This is a genomic window from Brevundimonas olei (assembly GCF_037055245.1).
GTDB lineage: Bacteria > Pseudomonadota > Alphaproteobacteria > Caulobacterales > Caulobacteraceae > Brevundimonas > Brevundimonas olei.
Genome location: NZ_CP146369.1, coordinates 1,645,097 through 1,665,144, shown reverse-complemented (window position 1 = coordinate 1,665,144; position 20,048 = coordinate 1,645,097). Strand labels below are relative to the sequence as shown.

General features: G+C 66.9%; 19 protein-coding genes. 15 read left to right on the top strand and 4 right to left on the bottom strand.

What is annotated here, in order from left to right; translation table 11 throughout:
• Position 1 precedes the first annotated feature (1 nt).
• A complete protein-coding gene (locus tag V8J38_RS07935) occupies positions 2 to 1,204 on the top strand; it encodes a pyridoxal phosphate-dependent aminotransferase (protein ID WP_338578556.1) in 1,203 nt (400 codons plus the stop codon).
• A gap of 51 nt (positions 1,205 to 1,255) precedes the next feature.
• On the opposite strand, the gene V8J38_RS07930 is transcribed toward V8J38_RS07935, so the two are convergent.
• Both V8J38_RS07930 and V8J38_RS07925 read right to left on the bottom strand, forming a co-directional pair.
• The gene (locus tag V8J38_RS07930) at positions 1,256 to 1,708 is read right to left on the bottom strand and encodes a hypothetical protein (RefSeq protein ID WP_338578555.1); all 453 of its coding nucleotides are present in this window, start codon (positions 1,706 to 1,708) and stop codon (positions 1,256 to 1,258) included.
• Complete coding sequence (locus V8J38_RS07925; RefSeq protein WP_338578610.1) at positions 1,708 to 2,682, bottom strand: polyprenyl synthetase family protein; 975 nt, start codon at positions 2,680 to 2,682, stop codon at positions 1,708 to 1,710. Before V8J38_RS07925 ends, V8J38_RS07930 begins: the two co-directional genes overlap by 1 nt.
• Positions 2,683 to 2,824: 142 nt before the next feature.
• Between V8J38_RS07925 and V8J38_RS07920 the strand changes: the two genes are divergently transcribed.
• From V8J38_RS07920 to V8J38_RS07875, 10 genes are all read left to right on the top strand, one after another.
• Complete coding sequence (locus V8J38_RS07920) at positions 2,825 to 3,595, top strand: tRNA1(Val) (adenine(37)-N6)-methyltransferase (RefSeq protein ID WP_338578554.1); 771 nt, start codon at positions 2,825 to 2,827, stop codon at positions 3,593 to 3,595.
• A gap of 52 nt (positions 3,596 to 3,647) precedes the next feature.
• Positions 3,648 to 4,259: a TIGR02466 family protein gene (locus V8J38_RS07915; protein WP_338578553.1), complete on the top strand. Its 612-nt coding sequence runs from the start codon at positions 3,648 to 3,650 to the stop codon at positions 4,257 to 4,259.
• A 68-nt stretch (positions 4,260 to 4,327) separates the two neighbouring features.
• Positions 4,328 to 5,254 (top strand): alpha/beta hydrolase, encoded by a 927-nt coding sequence (locus tag V8J38_RS07910; RefSeq protein ID WP_338578552.1) that lies wholly within the window; start codon positions 4,328 to 4,330, stop codon positions 5,252 to 5,254.
• Between the two features lie 114 nt (positions 5,255 to 5,368).
• Entirely contained in the window at positions 5,369 to 7,036 is a 1,668-nt protein-coding gene (gene ettA, locus V8J38_RS07905) for an energy-dependent translational throttle protein EttA (protein ID WP_338578551.1), read from the top strand.
• A gap of 94 nt (positions 7,037 to 7,130) precedes the next feature.
• On the top strand, positions 7,131 to 8,060 hold the full coding sequence (locus V8J38_RS07900) for a 2-hydroxyacid dehydrogenase (RefSeq protein WP_338578550.1): 930 nt from the start codon (positions 7,131 to 7,133) through the stop codon (positions 8,058 to 8,060).
• 136 nt (positions 8,061 to 8,196) lie between these two features.
• Positions 8,197 to 9,159: a metalloregulator ArsR/SmtB family transcription factor gene (locus V8J38_RS07895; protein WP_338578549.1), complete on the top strand. Its 963-nt coding sequence runs from the start codon at positions 8,197 to 8,199 to the stop codon at positions 9,157 to 9,159.
• Positions 9,159 to 10,121 (top strand): methylenetetrahydrofolate reductase [NAD(P)H], encoded by a 963-nt coding sequence (gene metF / locus V8J38_RS07890; RefSeq protein ID WP_338578548.1) that lies wholly within the window; start codon positions 9,159 to 9,161, stop codon positions 10,119 to 10,121. The genes V8J38_RS07895 and metF overlap by 1 nt, the downstream gene beginning before the upstream one ends.
• Positions 10,122 to 11,198: a homocysteine S-methyltransferase family protein gene (locus tag V8J38_RS07885; RefSeq protein WP_338578547.1), complete on the top strand. Its 1,077-nt coding sequence runs from the start codon at positions 10,122 to 10,124 to the stop codon at positions 11,196 to 11,198.
• A complete protein-coding gene (gene metH, locus V8J38_RS07880; protein ID WP_338578609.1) occupies positions 11,198 to 13,861 on the top strand; it encodes a methionine synthase in 2,664 nt (887 codons plus the stop codon). The genes V8J38_RS07885 and metH overlap by 1 nt, the downstream gene beginning before the upstream one ends.
• A 40-nt stretch (positions 13,862 to 13,901) precedes the next feature.
• The gene (locus V8J38_RS07875) at positions 13,902 to 14,507 is read left to right on the top strand and encodes an isochorismatase family cysteine hydrolase (RefSeq protein WP_338578546.1); all 606 of its coding nucleotides are present in this window, start codon (positions 13,902 to 13,904) and stop codon (positions 14,505 to 14,507) included.
• On the opposite strand, the gene V8J38_RS07870 is transcribed toward V8J38_RS07875, so the two are convergent.
• Positions 14,504 to 15,511 (bottom strand): DNA topoisomerase IB, encoded by a 1,008-nt coding sequence (locus V8J38_RS07870; RefSeq protein WP_338578545.1) that lies wholly within the window; start codon positions 15,509 to 15,511, stop codon positions 14,504 to 14,506. The genes V8J38_RS07875 and V8J38_RS07870 overlap by 4 nt on opposite strands.
• A gap of 97 nt (positions 15,512 to 15,608) precedes the next feature.
• Positions 15,609 to 16,529 (bottom strand): LysR substrate-binding domain-containing protein, encoded by a 921-nt coding sequence (locus tag V8J38_RS07865; RefSeq protein WP_338578544.1) that lies wholly within the window; start codon positions 16,527 to 16,529, stop codon positions 15,609 to 15,611.
• A gap of 126 nt (positions 16,530 to 16,655) precedes the next feature.
• On the opposite strand from V8J38_RS07865, the gene V8J38_RS07860 reads away from it, so the two are divergent.
• The 4 genes from V8J38_RS07860 (at position 16,656) to V8J38_RS07845 (ending at position 20,034) form a co-directional block, all read left to right on the top strand.
• On the top strand, positions 16,656 to 17,525 hold the full coding sequence (locus V8J38_RS07860; protein WP_338578543.1) for a pirin family protein: 870 nt from the start codon (positions 16,656 to 16,658) through the stop codon (positions 17,523 to 17,525).
• A 104-nt stretch (positions 17,526 to 17,629) separates the two neighbouring features.
• Positions 17,630 to 18,319, top strand: a complete 690-nt coding sequence (locus tag V8J38_RS07855; RefSeq protein ID WP_338578542.1) for a hydrolase — start codon at positions 17,630 to 17,632, stop codon at positions 18,317 to 18,319.
• 98 nt (positions 18,320 to 18,417) lie between these two features.
• Positions 18,418 to 19,059: a hydrolase gene (locus tag V8J38_RS07850; RefSeq protein WP_312218081.1), complete on the top strand. Its 642-nt coding sequence runs from the start codon at positions 18,418 to 18,420 to the stop codon at positions 19,057 to 19,059.
• Between the two features lie 78 nt (positions 19,060 to 19,137).
• On the top strand, positions 19,138 to 20,034 hold the full coding sequence (locus tag V8J38_RS07845) for a pirin family protein (RefSeq protein WP_291774714.1): 897 nt from the start codon (positions 19,138 to 19,140) through the stop codon (positions 20,032 to 20,034).
• Positions 20,035 to 20,048: the final 14 nt, after the last annotated feature.

Below are 20,048 nucleotides of genomic sequence, written 5' to 3'. Positions count from 1 at the left end.
CATGTCCAGCCTTCAGTCCGCCTCCCTCGCCCGCGTCAAGCCTTCGGCCACCCTGGCCGTGACCGCCCAGGCGCGCGAGCTGAAACGTCAGGGCCGCGACGTCATCGGCCTGGGCGCCGGCGAGCCGGACTTCGACACCCCGGACAACGTCAAGGCGGCGGCCATCGAGGCCATCAACCGCGGCGAGACGAAGTACACCGACGCGGACGGCATGCCCGAGCTGAAGGCCGCCATCGTCGCCAAGTTCGCCCGTGAAAACGGCCTCTCCTACGAAACCAACCAGATCCACGTCGCCTCGGGCGGCAAGCCGGTGATCTACAATGCCCTGGTGGCGACGCTGAACCCCGGCGACGAGGTGATCGTGCCCGCGCCCTACTGGGTCTCCTATCCCGACATGGTGCTGCTGGCCGGCGGCGAGCCCGTCACCGTGATCGGTCAGGAAGCCGACGGCTTCAAGCTGCGTCCCGAGGTTCTGGACGCCGCCATCACGCCCAGGACCAAGTGGATCATCCTCAACTCGCCGTCGAACCCGACCGGCGCCGCCTATACCCGCGCCGAACTCGAAGCCCTGGCCGAGGTGCTGCGCAAGCATCCGCAGGTCTGGATCCTGACCGACGACATGTATGAGCACCTCGTCTACGGCTTCGACTACGTCACCATCGCCCAGGTCGCGCCCGACCTCTACGACCGCACCCTGACGGTCAACGGCGTGTCCAAGGCCTATGCCATGACCGGCTGGCGCATCGGCTATGCGGGCGGCCCCAAGCCCCTGATCGATCTGATGCGCAAGGTGGCCAGCCAGACGACCTCCAACCCCTCGTCCATCAGCCAGTGGGCGGCGGTCGAGGCCCTGAACGGCCCGCAGGACTTCCTGCCCGTCCGCGCCGCGGCCTTTGAAAAGCGCCGCGACCTGGTCGTCTCCATGCTGAATCAGGCGGCGGGCATCCGTTGTCCGAAGCCGGAAGGCGCCTTCTACGTCTATCCGTCGATCGAGGGCCTGATCGGCAAGACGGCGCCGTCGGGCGTGGTCATCGCGGACGATGAGATCTTCACCGCCGAACTGCTGAACGCCGAGGGCGTGGCCGTGGTCCAGGGCGCGGCCTTCGGCCTGAGCCCCTATTTCCGCATCAGCTACGCGACCTCGGACGCGGTGCTGGAAGAGGCCTGCACCCGCATCCAGCGCTTCTGCGCCAGCCTGAAGTAAGAGGTCCTGAAAGCCCTCCCCCTCGATGGGGAGGGTTATGGGCCCTGGCCCCTAATGAATCGGCGCCGGCGGCAACACCAGGGTCGGCGCCAGCTTCAGCACGAACCCGAGGCACCATTCCGTCGCCTCGGCGGAGTTGTCTATCTCGGCGTCCAAGCGGCGAGTCAGGCGGCAGGCGGCGTCGGGAGCGTGATCCGCATCGGGGCCCGCATAGAGGACCACCGGCCCGACCGGCAACGAACCCTGGCGATAGGCCATGTTCAGCAAACCGGAAGACTGGATCATGATCTCGTCGAGGGGTGGACGCGGCTGGTCCGGGTCGGCTTCATCCGCCTCCGCATCCGAGGCGGAACCCAACAAGGCCTTCACCTGCGCCTCGACCGCATCCGGGTTCAGGCGAAACACCTCGGCTGTCAGGGCGTCGCCGGGCGAGGCGGGCATGGTGAAACGCGGCGCATCCTGCATGGCGAGGATCGCTCCGGCCAGCAGGACGCCCGCCAGCATCAGGTCGCCCGGCTGACGGCAAAGTCGGCCAGGGCCTCGAGCGCCGCGCGCCACGGCCCGGCGGGCAGGACCTGCAAGGCCGCCTTGGCCCGGTCGGCGTAGTCGCCGGCCGTATCCAGCGTGGCGGCGACGGCGCCGCTGCCGATGATCAGTTCGCGGGCGCGGCCGAAATCCTCGGGCTTGCGGTCGCCCTTGGTGATGACACGGTCCCAGAACAGATCTTCTGTCCCCTTGGTGCGCTGAACGGCCAGCAGCAGCGGCAGGGTGGCCTTGCCCTCGTTGAAGTCGTCTCCGGCGTTCTTGCCCAGGGTCTCGGTCGCGCCGCCATAGTCCAGCGCGTCGTCCGCCAGCTGGAAGGCGATGCCCAGGGCCATGCCGTAGTCACGCAAGGCCGCAACCTGTTCGTCCGTCGCGCCCGCCCCGACCGCGCCCGATTCGGCGGCCGCGGCGAACAGCTCGGCCGTCTTGGCCCGGATGATCTGCAGATAGGTGTCCAGGTCCAGATTCAGGTCATGGGCGCGCGTCAGTTGCAGCACCTCACCCTCGGCGATCACGGCCGACGCTGTGGCCAGAATGCCCAGCGCGCGCAGGGAATCCGTCTCGACCATCAGTTCGAAGGCGCGCGCGAACAGGAAGTCGCCGACCAGCACCGACGAGGCCGCGCCCCAGATCAGGTGCGCCGCGACCTTGCCCCGGCGCATTTCCGAGCCGTCGACGATGTCGTCATGCAGCAGGGTGGCGGTGTGGATGAACTCGACCGAGGCGGCCAGCTTCTTGGGGCCTTCGATGGGGCCGGTCTGCCCCACCGCTCGGGCGGCGGCCACGGTCAGCAGGGGGCGCAGACGCTTGCCCCCCGCCGACACCAGATGCTCCGCCAGCAAGGGGATCACCGGCACGTCGGACTGCATCCGCGCGATGATCAGGGCGTCGACCGCCGCCATGTCGTCCTTGGCCAGACGAACCAGGGCGTCCACATCGCCCTTGGGACGGGAGGCGACGGCGAGAGCTGCGTCCACGAAAATCTCTTTCAGCACAGGGGCGAAGGGGGAGATTCGCCCGAAATTCACACGCATCCGCTTGCCCGGACGCGATGCGGCGCACAATGGTGGCGGCGCCATGACGGGTCAAGCCGAGTCATCCCTTACTGTCGCCGCAGAGGTGACCGAATCCGCCCTTCTGGGCGGCCGCGTCTGCTTGCGCCAACCGGCCAAGGGGTATCGCGCGGGCATGGACGCCGCCTTGCTGGCCGCAGCGATCGAAGCCCGGCCCGGCGAACGGATGATCGAGGCCGGCTGCGGCGCGGGCGCCGTGCTGATGCAGGTCGCCGCCCGGCGCCCCGATGTCCAACTGACCGGGCTGGAGCGCGACGCGGCCGCGGCTGCGCTGGCGCGGGAGAACGCCGGGCTGAACGGCGCCGAGGCGCGCACGACAATCGTGAACGGCGACGTGGCGCGCGGCTTTCGCGCCCTGGGCCTGCCGCCGTTCGACTGGGCGATCAGCAACCCGCCCTTCTTCGACGATCCCGCCGCCCTGCGCGCGCCCGCCGAAGGCAAACTCGGCGCCTGGATGGCCGACGACGGCCTGACCGCCTGGGCCGGCTTCCTGCTGAAGGCTGTTCGCGAAGGAGGCCGCATCGTCATCATCCACCGCGCCGACCGCTTGGCCGACATATTGAGCCTGCTGTCGCCCAAGGCTGGATCGTTCGCCATCCGCCCGATCCAGCCCTACGCCGATCAGCCGGCCAAGCGCGTGCTGGTCCAGGCGATCAAGACCGGCAAGGCGCCGTTGCGCCTGCTGCCGCCCCTGATCCTGCATGACCGCGCCGGGGCCAAGCATAGTCAGCAGGCGGAGGCGATCCTGCGCGGCGAGGCTGATCTCAGCTTCTAGAACCAGCTTTCTCACCCTTCTCCCCTTGTGGGAGAAGGGCTATGGCTCGGCCATGCCCTTGCGATCCCTTTTCGCCACCCAGGTCTACGACGCCTCCCTCGCCTCTTCGCGCGGCTGGGCCGAACTGCATGAGGAATTGCTCGACCTCTGCCTGGTCATGGCCGAGGAGGACGAGGCCGGGATCGAATGGTGCCGGGCCAATCACTATCCGGGCTATACGTCCTACGGGTCGATCAATGACCTGCCGCAGCGGTTTCCAGAGTTCGCGGCGCTGAAACGCCTGTTGGACAAGCAGGCGGCGGCCTTCGCCAAGGCCCTGAATTTCGACCTGGCCAAGAAGCTTCAACTCGACAATCTGTGGGTCAACGTCCTGATGCCCGGCGGCGGCCACACCGGCCACATCCACCCGCACGCGGTCCTGTCCGGCACGATCTATATTCACGTGCCCGACGGCGCCTCTTCCCTGAAGATCGAAGACCCGCGCCTCGCCATGATGATGGCCCGCCCCGGGCTGACCGCCGACGCCGGCGAGGCCGAACAGCCCTTCGTCTATCTGAAGCCCGCGCCCGGCACGGTGCTGATGTGGGAAAGCTGGCTGCGCCACGAGGTGCCCGCCAATCGCGCCGACGAACAGCGCATCTCCATCAGTTTCAACTACGCCTGACGTCCTCGCCCTTCCCTCGCCGCATTTGCCCCGAAACCTGCGCCAACGGCACAGCTTGGAGGGAATGGATGCGGGTTTTCAGCGCGGCGGCGGCGATCGCCATGTTCACGCCAGGCGCCCTTCTTCTCAGCGCCTGCAGCGAGAAGGCCGACGCCGGAACATCGCTCTCCGAGCCAGGAGTCGCCACCGAAGGCGCCCCCTATGTGCTGACCGGCACCCAGGTCTGGAGCGTGCCCGATCCCGTGTCCGGCCGGAGTTATCAGGTCTTCGTCAGCCTGCCCGCCGGTTATGAAGCCAACCCCGGCCGCCGCTACCCGACCCTCTACGTCACCGACGCGGACTACGCCTTCCCCATCATCCGCCAGATCGCCCGTCGTGTGAATCTGGACGGGCCGGTCGTGCAGGAGTTCATCCTGGTCGGCCTGTCCTACGCCGAGGGCGACAAGGGCGCCGACAGCCGCCGCCGCGACTACACCCCGACCCCCAACGGTCCGCGCAGTTCAGGCGCCGCCGTGCATGGCGGCGGCGCGGCCTATCAGACCTATCTGAAGACCCAGGCCCTGCCTTTCATCGAGAAGACGTTCCGCGCCGATCCGTCGCGCCGCGTGCTGCTGGGCCATTCCTACGGCGGGTTGCTGGGCGCGCAGATCCTGTTCAGCGACCCGGCGATGTTCCAGTCCTACGTCCTGGGCAGTCCGTCGCTCTGGTACGACAAGGGCTACATGATGGGGGTCGAGGCCGACTACGCCCGCAACCATCGCGATCTTCAGGCCCAGGTCTTCATGTATGTGGGCGGTCACGAAAAACCTGGCCCCACCCGCCGCAACAGCGAGGCCGACATGGTCGGCGACATGCAGACGTTGCAGCGGAATCTGGAATCGCGCGGCTATCCCGGCCTGAAGATCAGTTCCGTCGTTCTGGAGGACGAGGATCACCTGACCGTCGCCCCGGTCGGCTTCACCCGCGCCCTGGAAGCCGTTCTTCCCGCTCGCTGAAGACCGCCATCGAAAAGCCGCGTCGGCGTCCGAAGATTTGCCCAAAGCCCTCGGGATCGCTACATCCCCCGGCAACTTCCCCATCCGCACTGAATCAAGGGCGCGACGCGACGCATGGCGCAGCAATATATCTTCCAGATGCAGGGCCTGACCAAGGCCTATCCCGGCGGCAAGAAGGTCTTCGAGAACATCTGGCTCAGCTTCTACAACGACGCCAAGATCGGCGTCGTCGGGGTCAACGGCTCGGGTAAGTCGACCCTGCTGAAGATCATGGCTGGCCTGGACCATGAGTTTCAGGGCGAGGCCCGCGCCGCCGACGGCGTCAAGCGCGGCTATCTGGAGCAGGAGCCGCAGCTCGACCCGAACCTGAACGTTCGCCAGAACGTCGAGGCCTGGTGCGAAGAGAAGCAGTGGGTCAACCGCTTCAACGAAGTCGCCAATGAGCTGGGTGAAAACTACACCGACGAGCTGATGGAGGAGATGACCGCCCTCCAGGAGAAGATCGACGCCGGCGACGTCTGGGACATCGACAGCCGCATCGATCAGGCCATGGGCGCACTGCGCTGCCCGCCCGACGATTGGGAAGTCACCAACCTGTCCGGCGGTGAAAAGCGCCGCGTGGCGCTGGCCCGCCTGCTGCTGTCGAAGCCCGACATGCTGCTGATGGACGAACCGACCAACCACCTGGACGCCGAGTCGGTGGCCTGGCTGCAGCACCACCTCGAGAACTTCCCCGGCTGCGTCATCCTGGTGACCCACGACCGCTACTTCCTGGATCAGGTGACCAAGTGGACGCTGGAGCTGGACCGCGGCAAGGGCCACCCGCACGAGGGCAACTACTCCTCGTGGCTGGAAGCCAAGACCAAGCGCGTCGTGCAGGAACAGTCGGAATCCGAAGCCCGCCAGCGCGCCCTTACCCGCGAACTGGAATGGGTCCGCTCGGGCGCCAAGGCCCGTCAGGCCAAGTCCAAGGCCCGTCTGGCCGCCTATGAGAAGATGGTCGCCGAGCAGGAGAACTCCGCCAAGGCCCAGACCTTCGCCGCCATCCAGATCCCGCCCGGCCCCCGCCTGGGCAATGTCGTGCTGGAAGTGAGCGGCCTGAAGAAGTCCTATGGCGACAAGGTTCTGTTCGACGATCTGAACTTCAAGCTGCCGCCCAACGGCATCGTCGGCGTCATCGGCCCCAACGGCGCCGGCAAGTCGACCATGTTCAAGCTGATCACCGGTCAGGAAGAGCCCGACGGCGGCACGATCAAGGTCGGCGAGACCGTCAAGCTGGCCTATGTCGACCAGTCGCGCGACGACCTGAAGCCGGACGACACCATCTGGCAGGCCATCTCGGGCGGCACCGACGTCATGATGGTCGGCAAGCGCGAGATCAACACGCGTGCTTACGTCGGCTCGTTCAACTTCAAGGGCGGCGACCAGCAGAAGAAGGTCGGTCAACTGTCGGGCGGTGAGCGCAACCGCGTCCACCTGGCCAAGACCCTGGCCACCGGCGGCAACCTGATCCTGCTCGACGAACCGACCAACGACCTGGACATCGAAACCCTGCAGAACCTTGAAGAGGCTCTGGAAGAGTTCGCCGGCTGCGCCGTGGTCATCAGCCACGACCGCTGGTTCCTGGACCGTCTGGCCACCCACATCCTGGCCTTCGAAGGCGACGGCCACGTGGAATGGTTCGAGGGCAACTTCGAAGCCTATGAACAGGACAAGATGCGCCGCCTGGGCGCGGACAGCATCATTCCCAAGCGCATCCAGCACCAGAAGTTCGGTCGCTGATCCGATTGATCGACTGACAATGAGCGGCCTCCCTTCATGGGAGGCCGTTCTGCTTTGGGCTGGCGCTCCGGCGAAAGCGGGATAGTCTGCGTTCATGACCCAGCGCCCCGCCGTCCTGATCATGCAGCGGCATCTGGCCCCGCTGAGCGCTTTCCTGGAAGGCGCCTACGATGTCTATCGCTTCTGGGAAGGCCCGCCGGTCGAGGCGGCTGGAGACATCCGCGCCCTGATCGTCGCGGGCGAGTTCGAACTGGACAAGGCGCTGATCGAGCGCCTGCCCAATCTGTCGCTGATCGCCTGCTTCACGGCTGGATACGACGGCATCGACGTCGAGTGGTGCCGCGCGCGCGGCCTGCCCGTCACCCATGCGCCCGGCGTGAACCACGAAGACGTGGCCGACCACGCCATCGGCCTGATCCTGGCCGCGCGCCGCCAGATCGCCGAGGGCGACCGCACCATCCGCGCGGGCGAATGGAAGCTGTCGACGCGCAGCATCACCACCTCGCTGGGCGGTCAGCGACTGGGGATCGTCGGCCTGGGCCACATCGGCGAAGCTGTGGCGCGTCGCGCCGAGGTCATGCGCATGGATATCCGCTGGTGGGCGCCGCGAGAGAAGGAGACGGCCTGGCCTCGCGCCGACAGCCTGATCGATCTGGCGCGCGGCTCCGACGTCCTCGTCGTCGCCTGCCGGGCGGACGAGAGCAACCGGGGCCTGATTTCGGCCGAAGTGATCGAGGCGCTCGGGCCATCCGGCCTGTTGGTCAACGTCGCGCGCGGACAACTGGTGGACGAGGACGCCGTCATCGCGGCCCTGAAGGACGGCCGTCTGGGCGGCGCGGCCTTGGATGTCTTCGCCCAGGAACCGACCGAGGCCGCACGCTGGTCGGGGGTGCCCAACACCGTCCTGACGCCCCACACCGGCGGCGCCACGACCGAAGCGGTGCAGGGAATGCTGATGCTGCTTCTGCAGAATCTCTCCGCCCACTTCGCGGACGAGCCGCTGAAGACGCCTGTCGCAGACTGAAAATCTGCTCCTCGGGGCGGTCTAGTCCCCTATTCCAGACGCAGAACGAACGATCCGTGCCTGCATTACGCGGATAGAAGACGCGCGCGACCAGATTTTGCTTGCATAAGCGTATAAGGATATCTTTATACGACCTATGACGCTGACCGCCGACCAGACTGTTGAAGCCCTGCGCGCCGCCGGCGAACCGACCCGCCTGCGCGTCCTGTCCCTACTGGCAGCGGAAGAGCTGTCGGTGATGGAGCTGTCGCGTGTTCTGGACCAGAGCCAGCCGCGTGTCTCGCGCCATCTGAAGCTGATGGCGGACGCCGGGCTGATCGAGCGATTCCCCGATGGCGCGCGTGTCTTCTACCGCCTGTCGCACGACGCCCTGTCGCGGCGTCTGATCGACACCGTGCTGGACCTGCTGGACGACGGCGAGGGCGAGGCCGACCATCGCCGTCTGGACGAGGTGCGCAAGGAGCGCGCCATCGACGCCGCCCGCTACTTCGAACAGATCGCGCCTCAGTGGGACCAGATGCGCAGCCTCTATGTCTGCGAAAGCGCCGTCGAGGCGGCGGTTGAGCGCGCCGCCGGCTCCGGTCCGTTCGAGCGCGTGGTCGATCTAGGCACCGGCTCGGGCCGGATGCTGACCCTGTTCGGCAAGAAGGCGAAGATGTCGGTCGGCCTCGACCTGTCGCAGAACATGCTGAACATCGCCCGCGCCAATGTCTCCAAGGCGGGGCTGGACAAGGTCGAACTTCGCCACGGCGACATCTTCTCGACCCGCCTGCCTCACGAAAGCGCCGATCTGGTGATCGTCCATCAGGTGCTGCACTACCTCGCTGATCCCGCCGCGGCCGTGGCTGAAGCCGCGCGTCTGGTCATGCCGGGCGGCAAGCTGCTGATCGTCGACTTCGCGCCCCATAATTTCGAGCACCTGCGCGAGGCGCATCAGCACCGCCGTCTGGGCTTCCCGGACGCCGAGATCCGCGAATGGCTGACCGAGGCGGGCCTGACGCCCTCGGCGCCCATCGCCCTGCCCCCCGACACCGAAGGGCTGACCGTTCACATCTGGACCGGCGAACGCGCCGCCCAGACCGCCCGAAAGACCGCCTGATGGCCCCCTCCTCCGCATCCTCGCTGAATTTGGCCGAAGCCCGCGCCCTGCTGTTGTCGCCGCTGGGCCCGGTCGCGCGCGCCGGTTCCAACCGCAGCAGCGTCAACGTCTCCTTCGAGTTCTTCCCGCCCAAGACGGACGCGGCCGAGGCCAATCTGTGGTCGGCGATCCGGCGACTGGAGCCGCTGAACCCCGCTTTCGTCTCCGTCACCTACGGCGCGGGCGGCTCGACGCGCGAGCGGACGCACCGCACGGTCCAGCGCATCATCAGCGAGACCACCCTGCGTCCCGCCGCCCACCTGACCTGCGTCGAGGCCAGCCGCGCCGAGGTCGATGAGGTCATCGAGGGCTACAAGGCCATCGGCGTCGATCACATCGTCGCGCTGCGCGGCGACCCGCCGGGCTCCGCAGGCATCGGCGGCGCCTATACCCCCCGCGCCGACGGCTACGCCAACGCCACCGAACTGACCGCCGCCCTCAGCCGCATCGGCGGGTTCGAGGTCACGGTCGGCGCCTATCCGGAAAAGCACCCGGAAAGCCCGTCCATCGACCACGACATCGAGGTGCTGAAGGCCAAGGTGGACGCAGGCGCCACGCGCGCCGTGACGCAGTTCTTCTTCGACATCGAGGCCTTCCTTCGTTTCCGCGACCGGGTGCGGGCGGCGGGCGTGACCATTCCCCTGATCCCCGGCGTCATGCCGGTGTCCAACTTTGCGGGTCTGAAGCGGATGACGGCGGCGTGCGGCGCGGCCCTGCCCGACTGGCTGGCTGGCCATTTCGACGGGCTGGACGACGACCCGGAGACGCGCAAGCTGCTGGCCGCCTCCATCGCCGCCGAGACCTGCGCCCGCCTTCAGGAAGAGGGCTTTTCGGACTTCCACTTCTACACCCTGAACCGGGCCGAGCTGGTCTATGCGATCTGTCGGGTTCTGGGCGTGCGTGAAACCAAGGCTGTTGCGTAGATGACGTCCCCCCTGACCCGCGCCGACCGCATCGCCGCTCTTCACGCGGCGGCGAAAGAGCGCATTCTGGTGCTGGACGGCAGCTGGGGCGTGATGATCCAGCGCCGCGAGCTGACGGAAGAAGACTTCCGCGGCGCGCACTTCCGCCAGCACAACCACCCGCAAAAGGGCAACAACGACCTGTTGATCCTCACGCGGCCCGACATCATCGCCGACCTGCACGATGTCTATTACGCCGCCGGGGCGGACATTTCCGAGACCAACACCTTCTCCTCGACCACCATCGCCCAGGCCGACTACGGTCTGGAGGATGCGGTCTATGACCTGAACTATGAAGGCGCCCGCATTGCGCGCGAGGTCGCCGACCGATGGACGAAAAAGGAGCCGCACAAGCCCCGCTTCGTCGCCGGCGCCATCGGCCCGACCAACCGCACCCTGTCGCTGAGCCCCGACGTCAACGACCCCGGCTATCGCGCCGTCACCTACGACGAGGTCTATGAGGCCTATAAGCAGCAGGCGCGCGCCCTGCACCATGGCGGCATCGACATCTTCCTGATCGAGACGGTGTTCGACACCCTGAACTGCAAGGCCGCGATCAAGGCGATCAAGGATCTGGAGGACGAGGGGTTGGAGCCCCTGCCTCTGTGGATCTCGGGCACCATCACCGACCGTTCGGGCCGCACGCTGAGCGGCCAGACCGCGGAAGCCTTCTGGAACTCGATCCGCCACGCCCGGCCCTTCGCCGTCGGCTTCAACTGCGCCCTGGGCGCCGAGCTGATGCGGCCGCACATCGCCGAGCTGAGCCGTGTGGCCGACACCCTGGTCAGCGCCTATCCCAACGCGGGCCTGCCCAACGCCATGGGCCAGTATGACGAACAGCCGCACGAGACGGCCCACTTCCTCGAGGAATGGGCGCAGTCGGGCCTGGTCAACATCGTCGGCGGCTGCTGCGGCACCACCCCCGACCACATCCGCCACGTCGCCGCAGAGGTCGCGGGCGTGACGCCACGCGCCGTGCCGGAGCGCCCGGTGGCGCTCAGGCTGTCGGGCCTGGAACCGTTCGAGTTGGTGTCGTGATGCGTCCTGTCTTCATCAACGTCGGCGAGCGGACCAACGTCACCGGCTCGGCCAAGTTCAAGAAACTGATCATTGCGGGCGACTATCCCGCCGCCTTGTCGGTCGCGCGCCAGCAGGTCGAGGCGGGCGCCCAGGTCATCGACGTCAACATGGACGAAGGGCTGCTGGACGGCCCCGTCGCCATGCGGACCTTCCTGAACCTGATCGCGGCCGAGCCCGACATCGCCCGCGTGCCGATCATGATCGACTCCTCCAAATGGGAAGTGATCGAGGCGGGTCTGAAGTGCGTTCAGGGCAAGCCGATCGTCAACTCGATCAGCATGAAGGAGGGCGAGGCCGCCTTCCGCCACCATGCCGTCCAGTGTCTGCGCTACGGCGCCGCCGTGGTGGTCATGGCCTTCGACGAGGTCGGCCAGGCCGACACCGCCGCGCGCAAGATCGAGATCTGCACCCGCGCCTATGACATCCTGGTCAATGAGGTCGGCTTCGCGCCCGAGGACATCATCTTCGACCCCAACATCTTCGCCGTGGCGACCGGGATCGAGGAGCACGACAACTACGCCGTCGACTTCATCGAGGCGACGAAGGTCATCAAGGCCACCCTGCCCCACGCCCGCGTCTCGGGCGGGGTGTCAAACGTCTCGTTCAGCTTCCGTGGCAATGAGCCGGTGCGTCGGGCGATCCACAGCGTCTTCCTGTACCACGCCATCAACGCCGGTCTGGACATGGGCATCGTCAATGCGGGCGACCTGCCCGTCTATGACGACATCGACGCCGAACTGCGCGAAGCCGTTGAGGACGTGATCCTGAACCGGCCGCAGCGGACGAACGTCTCCAATACCGAGCGGCTGGTGGACATGGCGCCCCGCTACAAGGGCGAAAAGGGCGCGGTCAAGGAAGTCGATCTGAGATGGCGCGACGCCCCCGTCGCCAAGCGCATCGAACACGCCCTGGTCCACGGCATCACCGACTATATCGTCGAGGATACGGAGGAAGCCCGTCAGGCCGCCGAGCGGCCGCTGCACGTCATCGAAGGCCCGCTGATGGACGGGATGAACGTGGTCGGCGACCTGTTCGGCTCGGGGCGGATGTTCCTGCCGCAGGTGGTGAAGTCCGCCCGCGTCATGAAACAGGCCGTGGCCCACCTTGAACCCTTCATGGAGGACGAAAAGGCCGGTCAGGCGCGTCAGGCGGCGGGCAAGATCCTGATGGCCACGGTCAAGGGCGACGTCCACGACATCGGCAAGAACATCGTCGGCGTCGTGCTTCAGTGCAACAATTACGAGGTGGTCGATCTGGGCGTCATGGTCCCGGCCGACCGCATCCTGGACGCCGCCATAGAGCACAAGGTCGACATCGTCGGCCTGTCGGGGCTGATCACGCCTTCGCTGGACGAAATGACCTTCGTCGCCGCCGAGATGGAGCGGCGCGGCTTCGACATTCCGCTGCTGATCGGGGGTGCCACGACCAGCCGCACACATACGGCGGTGAAGATCGAGCCGAACTACCGCAAGGGCTCGACCACCTATGTCATCGACGCCAGCCGGGCGGTCGGCGTGGTGTCCGGCCTGCTGTCCGAAACCGACAAGGCGAAGAACGAGGCAGCGACGCGCGAGGAATACGTCCGCATCCGCGAGCAATACGCCCGTGGGCAGGAGGTGAAGGCCCGCGCCAGCCTGGACCAGGCGCGCGTCAACCGCTGGCGGCCGGAGGAGGCGCAACGCCCTGCCCCGGCGCCCTCCTTCCTCGGCGTGCGCGCCTATGAGGCCTGGGACCTGCAGGACTTGGCCGACCACATCGACTGGACGCCCTTCTTCGCCAGCTGGGAGCTGATCGGCCGCTATCCCCTGATCCTTGAGGACGAGATTGTCGGCGAGGCGGCGCAGGATCTGTTCCGCGACGCGCAGGCCATGCTGAAGCGCATCGTCGGGGAGAAGTGGTTCACGGCCAAGGGCGTCGTCGGCTTCTGGCCCGCCAATGCGCGTGGCGACGACGTCGTGGTCTGGACCGACGAAACCCGGACGACCGAAGCCGCCCGCTTCCACGGCCTGCGTCAGCAGATCAAGAAGTCCAACGGCAAGCCGAACCTGTGCCTGTCCGACTTCGTCGCCGAGGACGGCGCCGACTACCTGGGCGCCTTCGCCGTCACCGCCGGTCACGGCGAGCTGGAAAAGGCGGCCGAGTTCAAGGCGGCGGGCGACGACTATTCCGCCATCATGGCCACGGCCCTGGCCGACCGTCTGGCCGAAGCCTTCGCCGAGCGTCTGCACAAGGCAGTCCGCACCCAGTTGTGGGGCTACGTCCCTGACGAACAAACCTCAGTGCAGGACCTGATCGAGGAGAAGTATCAGGGCATCCGCCCCGCCCCCGGCTATCCCGCTCAGCCCGACCACACGGAAAAATCCACCCTGTTCCGCCTTCTGGACGCCGGGACCAACGCCGGGATGGAGCTGACGGAAAGCTTCGCCATGTCGCCCCCGGCCTCGGTCAGCGGCCTCTACTTCGGCCATCCGGGCAGCCACTATTTCGGCGTCGGCAAGATCGACCGCGATCAGGTCGAGGATTACGCGTCCCGCAAGGGCTGGGACGTGCAGACGGCCGAGCGCTGGCTGGCGCCCATCCTCAACTACGATCCTCAGGCGGCGACGCGGGACGCGGCCTGATCGGCGGGAACCACTCGAAGCCCTAAGCTTTGGCGCAGGCATGGCTTCCGGCATCCATTTCGGCCGCATCCCGGCCAACGCGGTCCATCTGTGCGTGGACATGCAAAGGCTGTTCGCCGAGGACACGGCGTGGCGCACCCCGTGGATGCCCCGCGTCCTGCCGGTGGTCGTGCGCCTGTGCGAGCGCAAGGCCGAGCGCACCTGCTTCACCCGCTTCATACCCGCGCGCTCGCCCGGCGACGGACGGGGGACCTGGCGGCGCTATTGGGAGCGATGGGCGTCGATCACGCTCGAGAACCTCGGCGAGGAGCGCGTCGAGCTGCTGCCCGAGCTTCAGGCCTTCACCCCGCCCGCCAGGGTGCTGGACAAGGCGCACTATTCGCCCTGGCTCGATACCGGCCTGGCGACGGCCCTCATGACGGGCCAGGTCGACACCCTGGTGGTGACGGGAGCGGAGACCGACATGTGCGTGCTGGCGACCGTCCTGGGGGCCGTGGACCTTGGGTTCAGGGTGGTGGTGGTCTCCGACGCCCTGTGCAGTTCCTCGGATCAGTCGCACGACGCCCTGCTCGACCTCTACCACGACCGTTTCGGCCAGCAGATCGAAACGGCGGAGTGCGACGAGGTTCTGGAGGCCTGGGCCTAGGCGGCCTCATCCAGCAGTTTCGCCAGCCGGGCGTCGAACCGCCGAGCGTCCGGCCCCGGCAGCAGGTTCGCAATGGTCCCGGCTTCATACAGTTCGATCACGCGCGGATGGACATAGGAGGCCCGGCAGACCGTAGGCGTATTGCCCAACAGACCCGCCACCGCCTTCATGCAGGTCGAGACGTTGCGTCGGGCCTCGGCCTGGGAGGCGGGCGGCGCCATCTCGCAAAAGGCTCGCGCAGCCGAGACAGTGGCGGCCCAGGTGCGAAAATCCTTGGCGGAGAACTGCTCGCCCATGGCTTCGTGAATATAGGCGTTCACGTCGTCCGAACTGATCGCACACAGCGTCCCCTCGGCGTCGCGGTATTTGAACAGATGCTGGCCCGGAAGACCCTCCAGGCTGCGCAACACCCGCGCCAGGCGCCGATCGCTGACCTTCACCCGATGTTCCTTGCCGCTCTTGCCCCGGAACTCGAACGTCAGGACCGAGCCGTCGACCTCCAGGTGCCGCTTGCACAGGGTCGTCAGACCGAAACTGCGGTTCTGACGGGCATAGGCGGCGTTGCCTATCCGGATCAGGGTGAGCTCCAGCAGACGCACTGCGGTAGCCAGCACCTTGTCCTTGCGCGGCCCCCGCAGCGACAAATCCTGTTCAACCCGATCATGCAGGCGCGGCAAGCGACTCGCGAAGGCCGGAAGGCGCGCGAACTTGTGCGAGGCGGCATGGGCCGTCCAATCGGGGTGATATCGGTATTGCTTGCGGCCTCGCGCATCGCGGCCGGTCGCCTGAATATGGCCTCTGGCGTCGGCGCAGATCCAGACGTCTTCCCAGGCGGGCGGGATGGCCAGGGCGCGGATGCGCTCCAGAACCTCTCTCGTGCAGATCAGGCGGCCGTCCGGATCACGATAACAGAAACTGCGACCGCTCCGTCGTCGCGTCAGACCCGGTTGGTCGTCGCTGGACCAGGTCAGTCCCTCGGAACACGGCGCCTCGGTCGTCTTCATGAGCATCATCGCGGCCCTTACCCGGTCTAGCGTCTAGGCAACGCCAGGGCTGGACTTCGGCTCCCTGAAGACGCCGTCAGCCGTCGGTCTGAGCCGCTCACCTCACCGCTTCGCCATGCGCCTGCTGTTCCGCACAGCCTTCGACCAGGAAATCGAGCAGCATCCGCACCGACGGCAGCAGGCCTCGTCGCGAAGGGAAGACGGCGTGGACGATCCACTTCTTCGGCCGCCAATCCGGCAGCAGATCGACCAGACGCCCGTCAGCCAGATCGCACCTCACCACCACCGTCGGCAACAGGGCCACGCCCAGGCCTCTGACCGCACCCTCGTGCAGCATGTGCAGATCGTCGGTCACCAGACGCGGAGAATGGCGAACCGACGCGGTCATCCCGTCCTTGTGGTGGAGCGCCCAGACGTGATCGGGGCGCGCCGGGCCAAGGTCCAGGCTGGGCCAGCGGGCCAGGTCGGCCGGGCCGGACGGCGCGCCGAAGCGCGCGATGAGCTCCGGGCTGGAGACCAGCCGATGCACGCTCTCGTCCAGCTTGCGCATGACCAGGTCGGTCTCTTCCAGCGGCGGCTCGCGCACGCGGATGGCCAGGTCGAAGCCCTCGCCGATGACGTCGACGCGCCGGCTGGTGCTGTGCAGCAGCACCTCTACCTCCGGATAGAACGCCATGAAGCGGGCGATCAGTTCGCCCATCTGATAGGTCAGCAGACCGGGCGCGCAGGCGATGCGGATCGTTCCGCACGGTTCAGACCGGGCGCCGTCGATCAGGGCCTGCGCCGCCTCAGCCTCGACCAGCATGGCCAGACAATGCTGATAATAGGCTTGGCCGATCTCCGTCACCGAGAACTTACGCGAGGATCGCTGGATCAGACGCACGCCCAACTGGTCCTCCAGCGAGGCGACCCGGCGGCTGAGCTTGGATTTCTGCATCCCGAGCGCTCGCGCGGCGGGCGCGAAGCCGCCGTGATCCACCACCTGGACGAAGTAATAGAGGTCGTTGAGGTCTCTCATCGTCCTATTGATAGGACGCAGCGAGGCGATTTCGCAATCTGCACAGGCCGGCGTTCCAGGGCCATAAAGTCTTCAACGCGATCGGCCCTGCCTCCAGCGGCCGATCCAACGAATGGAGACTAGACCATGAAGAAGGTTCTGGGCCGTTACGGCAACGACCGCGGCCACTGGGTCGGCGACGGCTTCCCCGTCCGTTCGCTGTTTTCCTACAACGCCGTCGGCAAGCAGGTCAGCCCCTTCCTGCTGCTCGACTACGCCGGTCCGTACAACTTCGAGCCGACGACCGAGCGGCGCGGCGTGGGCCAGCATCCGCACCGCGGCTTTGAGACCGTGACCATCGTCTATGACGGCGAGGTCGAGCATCGCGACTCGACCGGCCAGGGCGGCGTCATCGGCCCCGGCGACGTCCAGTGGATGACGGCGGGCGGCGGCATCCTGCACGAGGAGTTCCACTCCCCGGCCTTCTCGCGCACCGGCGGCCCGTTCCGCATGGTTCAACTGTGGGTCAACCTGCCCGCCAAGGACAAGATGACCCGTCCCGGCTACCAGTCGATCCTGAACGCCGACATTCCGACCGTTTCCCTACCGGATGACGCAGGCACGGCCCGGATCATCGCCGGCGCGATGGGCGGCTCGAAAGGCCCGGCCAGCACCTTCACGCCCATCAATGTTTGGGACGTGCAGTTGAACCGGGACGCCGAGACGACGCTGGATCTGCCCGAAGGCCATACGGCCATGGTGGTGGTTCTGTCAGGCCATGTCACCGTCAACGGCGACCAGCCGGCCGGCGCCGCCGAGGCGCTGTTGCTGGACCGTCAGGGCGACAGCGTGGCCCTGAGCGCCGATGCGGACACGACCCTGCTGATCCTGACCGGAGAGCCCATCGACGAGCCCATCGTCGGCTACGGCCCGTTCGTGATGAACAGCGAGGACGAGATCCGCACCGCCATCACGGACTTCAACAGCGGCCGCTTCGGCGACATTCCGGCCGCCTGATCCCCCTCACAGAAACGCAAGGCCCGGTCTTCGGACCGGGCCGCAACCCCCGCCCCGAACGGACATTTGTCCGAGCGCGGCCCCCTGCCTGAAAGGAAAGACCCATGTCCGCTTCCGCCCTGCCCGCCAACTTCAACGGTCAGCGTCCGGTCATCGACCCGAACGACGCCGTCATGCTGCTGATCGACCATCAGAGCGGCCTGTTCCAGACCGTGGCCGACATGCCGATGACCACCCTGCGCCGTCACGCCGCCGCCCTGGCCTCGATGGCCACCCTGGCCAAGCTGCCGGTCATCACCACCGCTTCGGTGCCGCAGGGCCCGAACGGTCCGCTGATCCCGGAAATCCACGCCAACGCCCCCCACGCCCGGTATGTGGCGCGCAAGGGCGAGATCAACGCCTGGGACAACCCCGACTTCGTTGCCGCCGTGAAGGCCACGGGCCGCAAGACCCTGATCATCGCCGGCACCATCACCAGCGTCTGCATGGCCTTCCCCGCCATCAGCGCCGCCTATGAAGGCTACAAGGTCTTCGTGGTGGTCGACGCCTCGGGCACCTATTCCAAGATGGCCCAAGAAATCACCCTGGCCCGCGTGGTCCAGGCCGGCGTCGTGCCGATGGACATGGCGGCCGTCGCCTCGGAACTGCAGAAGACCTGGCGCCGTGAAGACGCCGCCCAATGGGCCGAGGTCTACACCCAGATCTTCCCGCCCTACCAACTGCTGATCGAAAGCTACGGCAAGGCTCAGCAGGTCGCCACCGATCACGAGATGCTCGACTCGCAACGCGACTGACCCATGCGCGTCAGCTTCGCCTCGCCCCCTCCGACGGGGCGGAGCTGACGTCATGCGCGCGCCTCGCCAAGGCGCATCCCCCGGAAAGGAACCACCCAATGGCCAGCGAACCGATCCGCGATCCGAAGTCGGATCACCTTCTGACCCCCGAAAACTCGGCCTTCGTCATCATCGACTATCAGCCGGTCCAGGTGAACTCCATCGCCTCGATGGACCGCCAACTGCTGGTGAACAACATCGTCGGCACGGCCAAGGCCGCCGTCGCCTACGGCCTGCCGATCGTCCACTCGACCGTCAACGTCGAGACAGGGTTGAACAAGCCGCCGATCGGTCAACTGCGTAAGGTCCTGAAAGACTACCCGACCTATGACCGCACCACGATCAACTCCTGGGAAGACGTGGAATTCCGCAAGGCGGTCGAGGCCACCGGCCGCAAGAAGCTGATCATGACGGCCCTGTGGACCGAGGCCTGCCTGACCTTCCCCGCTCTGGACGCTCTGCGTGAGGGATATGAGGTCTATGTCGTGGCCGACGCCGTCGGCGGCACCTCGGTCGCCGCCCACGAAATGGGTCTGCGCCGCATCGAACAGGCCGGCGGAAAGATGATTTCCGTGCCTCAGCTCTTCTGCGAGTTGCAGCGTGACTGGAAACGGTCGGAAACCGTCCCCGCCTTCATGAACCTGTTCATCGAAACCGGCGGCACGGCCGGGATCCAATTCTCCTACGACAAGGAGGACTGACCTTTGGGGCGATCCGGGCCATAGTGCGCGGGTCGCCCCGTGCGTCGTTGCAGCGTTTCTTACTCCAGGAAAATCAATATGATCGAACTCGTCATCGACCAGCGCCGCAAGGATCTCGGCGGCTTTGAGGTCGGCCGCGTCCTGCCTTTCGCCAAGCGCCGTATGGTCGGCCCCTTCGCCTTCTTCGACCACATGGGGCCGGTGGACATGCCGGCGGGCCTGCCCAAGACGGTCGACGTGCGTCCCCACCCGCACATCGGCATCTCGACCCTGACCTATCTGTTCGAGGGCGAGATCACGCACCGCGACAGCCTGGGCGTGCAGCAGGACATCCGGCCGGCCGAGGTCAACTGGATGACCGCGGGCAGCGGCGTGACCCACTCGGAGCGTTTCGAACGCGCTCGCCGCGAAGGCGCGCGTCTGGAAGGCATCCAGGCGTGGGTCGCCCTGCCCAATGGTCAGGAAGAGATCGACCCGTCCTTCCAGCATGTCGTCCCCGGCGATCTGCCGACCTGGGTCGAGGGCGGGGTGAAGGGACGCCTGGTTGCGGGCGAAACCATGGGCATGAAGGCCGGTGTCAGCACCTTCTCGCCGCTGCACTACCTGCACCTGGAGCTTGAGCCCGGCGCCCGCTTCCAGACTCCGACTGATCATTCGGAAAGCGCCGTCTATGTCGTCCAGGGCCTGGTCGAGATCGACGACGGCAAGCCTCTGGGTCACGGCCAGATGGCGGTCCTCTCCTCGGGCGCGCCGTCCGTGATCCACGCCCTGCAGCCGACCACCGTCATGGTGCTGGGCGGCGAGCCGGTGGGCGAGCGCTTCATCGAGTGGAACTTCGTCTCGTCCTCCAGGGAGCGCATCGAGCAGGCCAAGGCCGACTGGCGCGCGGGCCGCATCAAGCTGCCCGACATGGATGATCAGGAATTCATCCCCCTGCCTCCCGATCCGACGCCGCCCGCGCCGCCCATGTCCTGACCGGGGACCGGGCG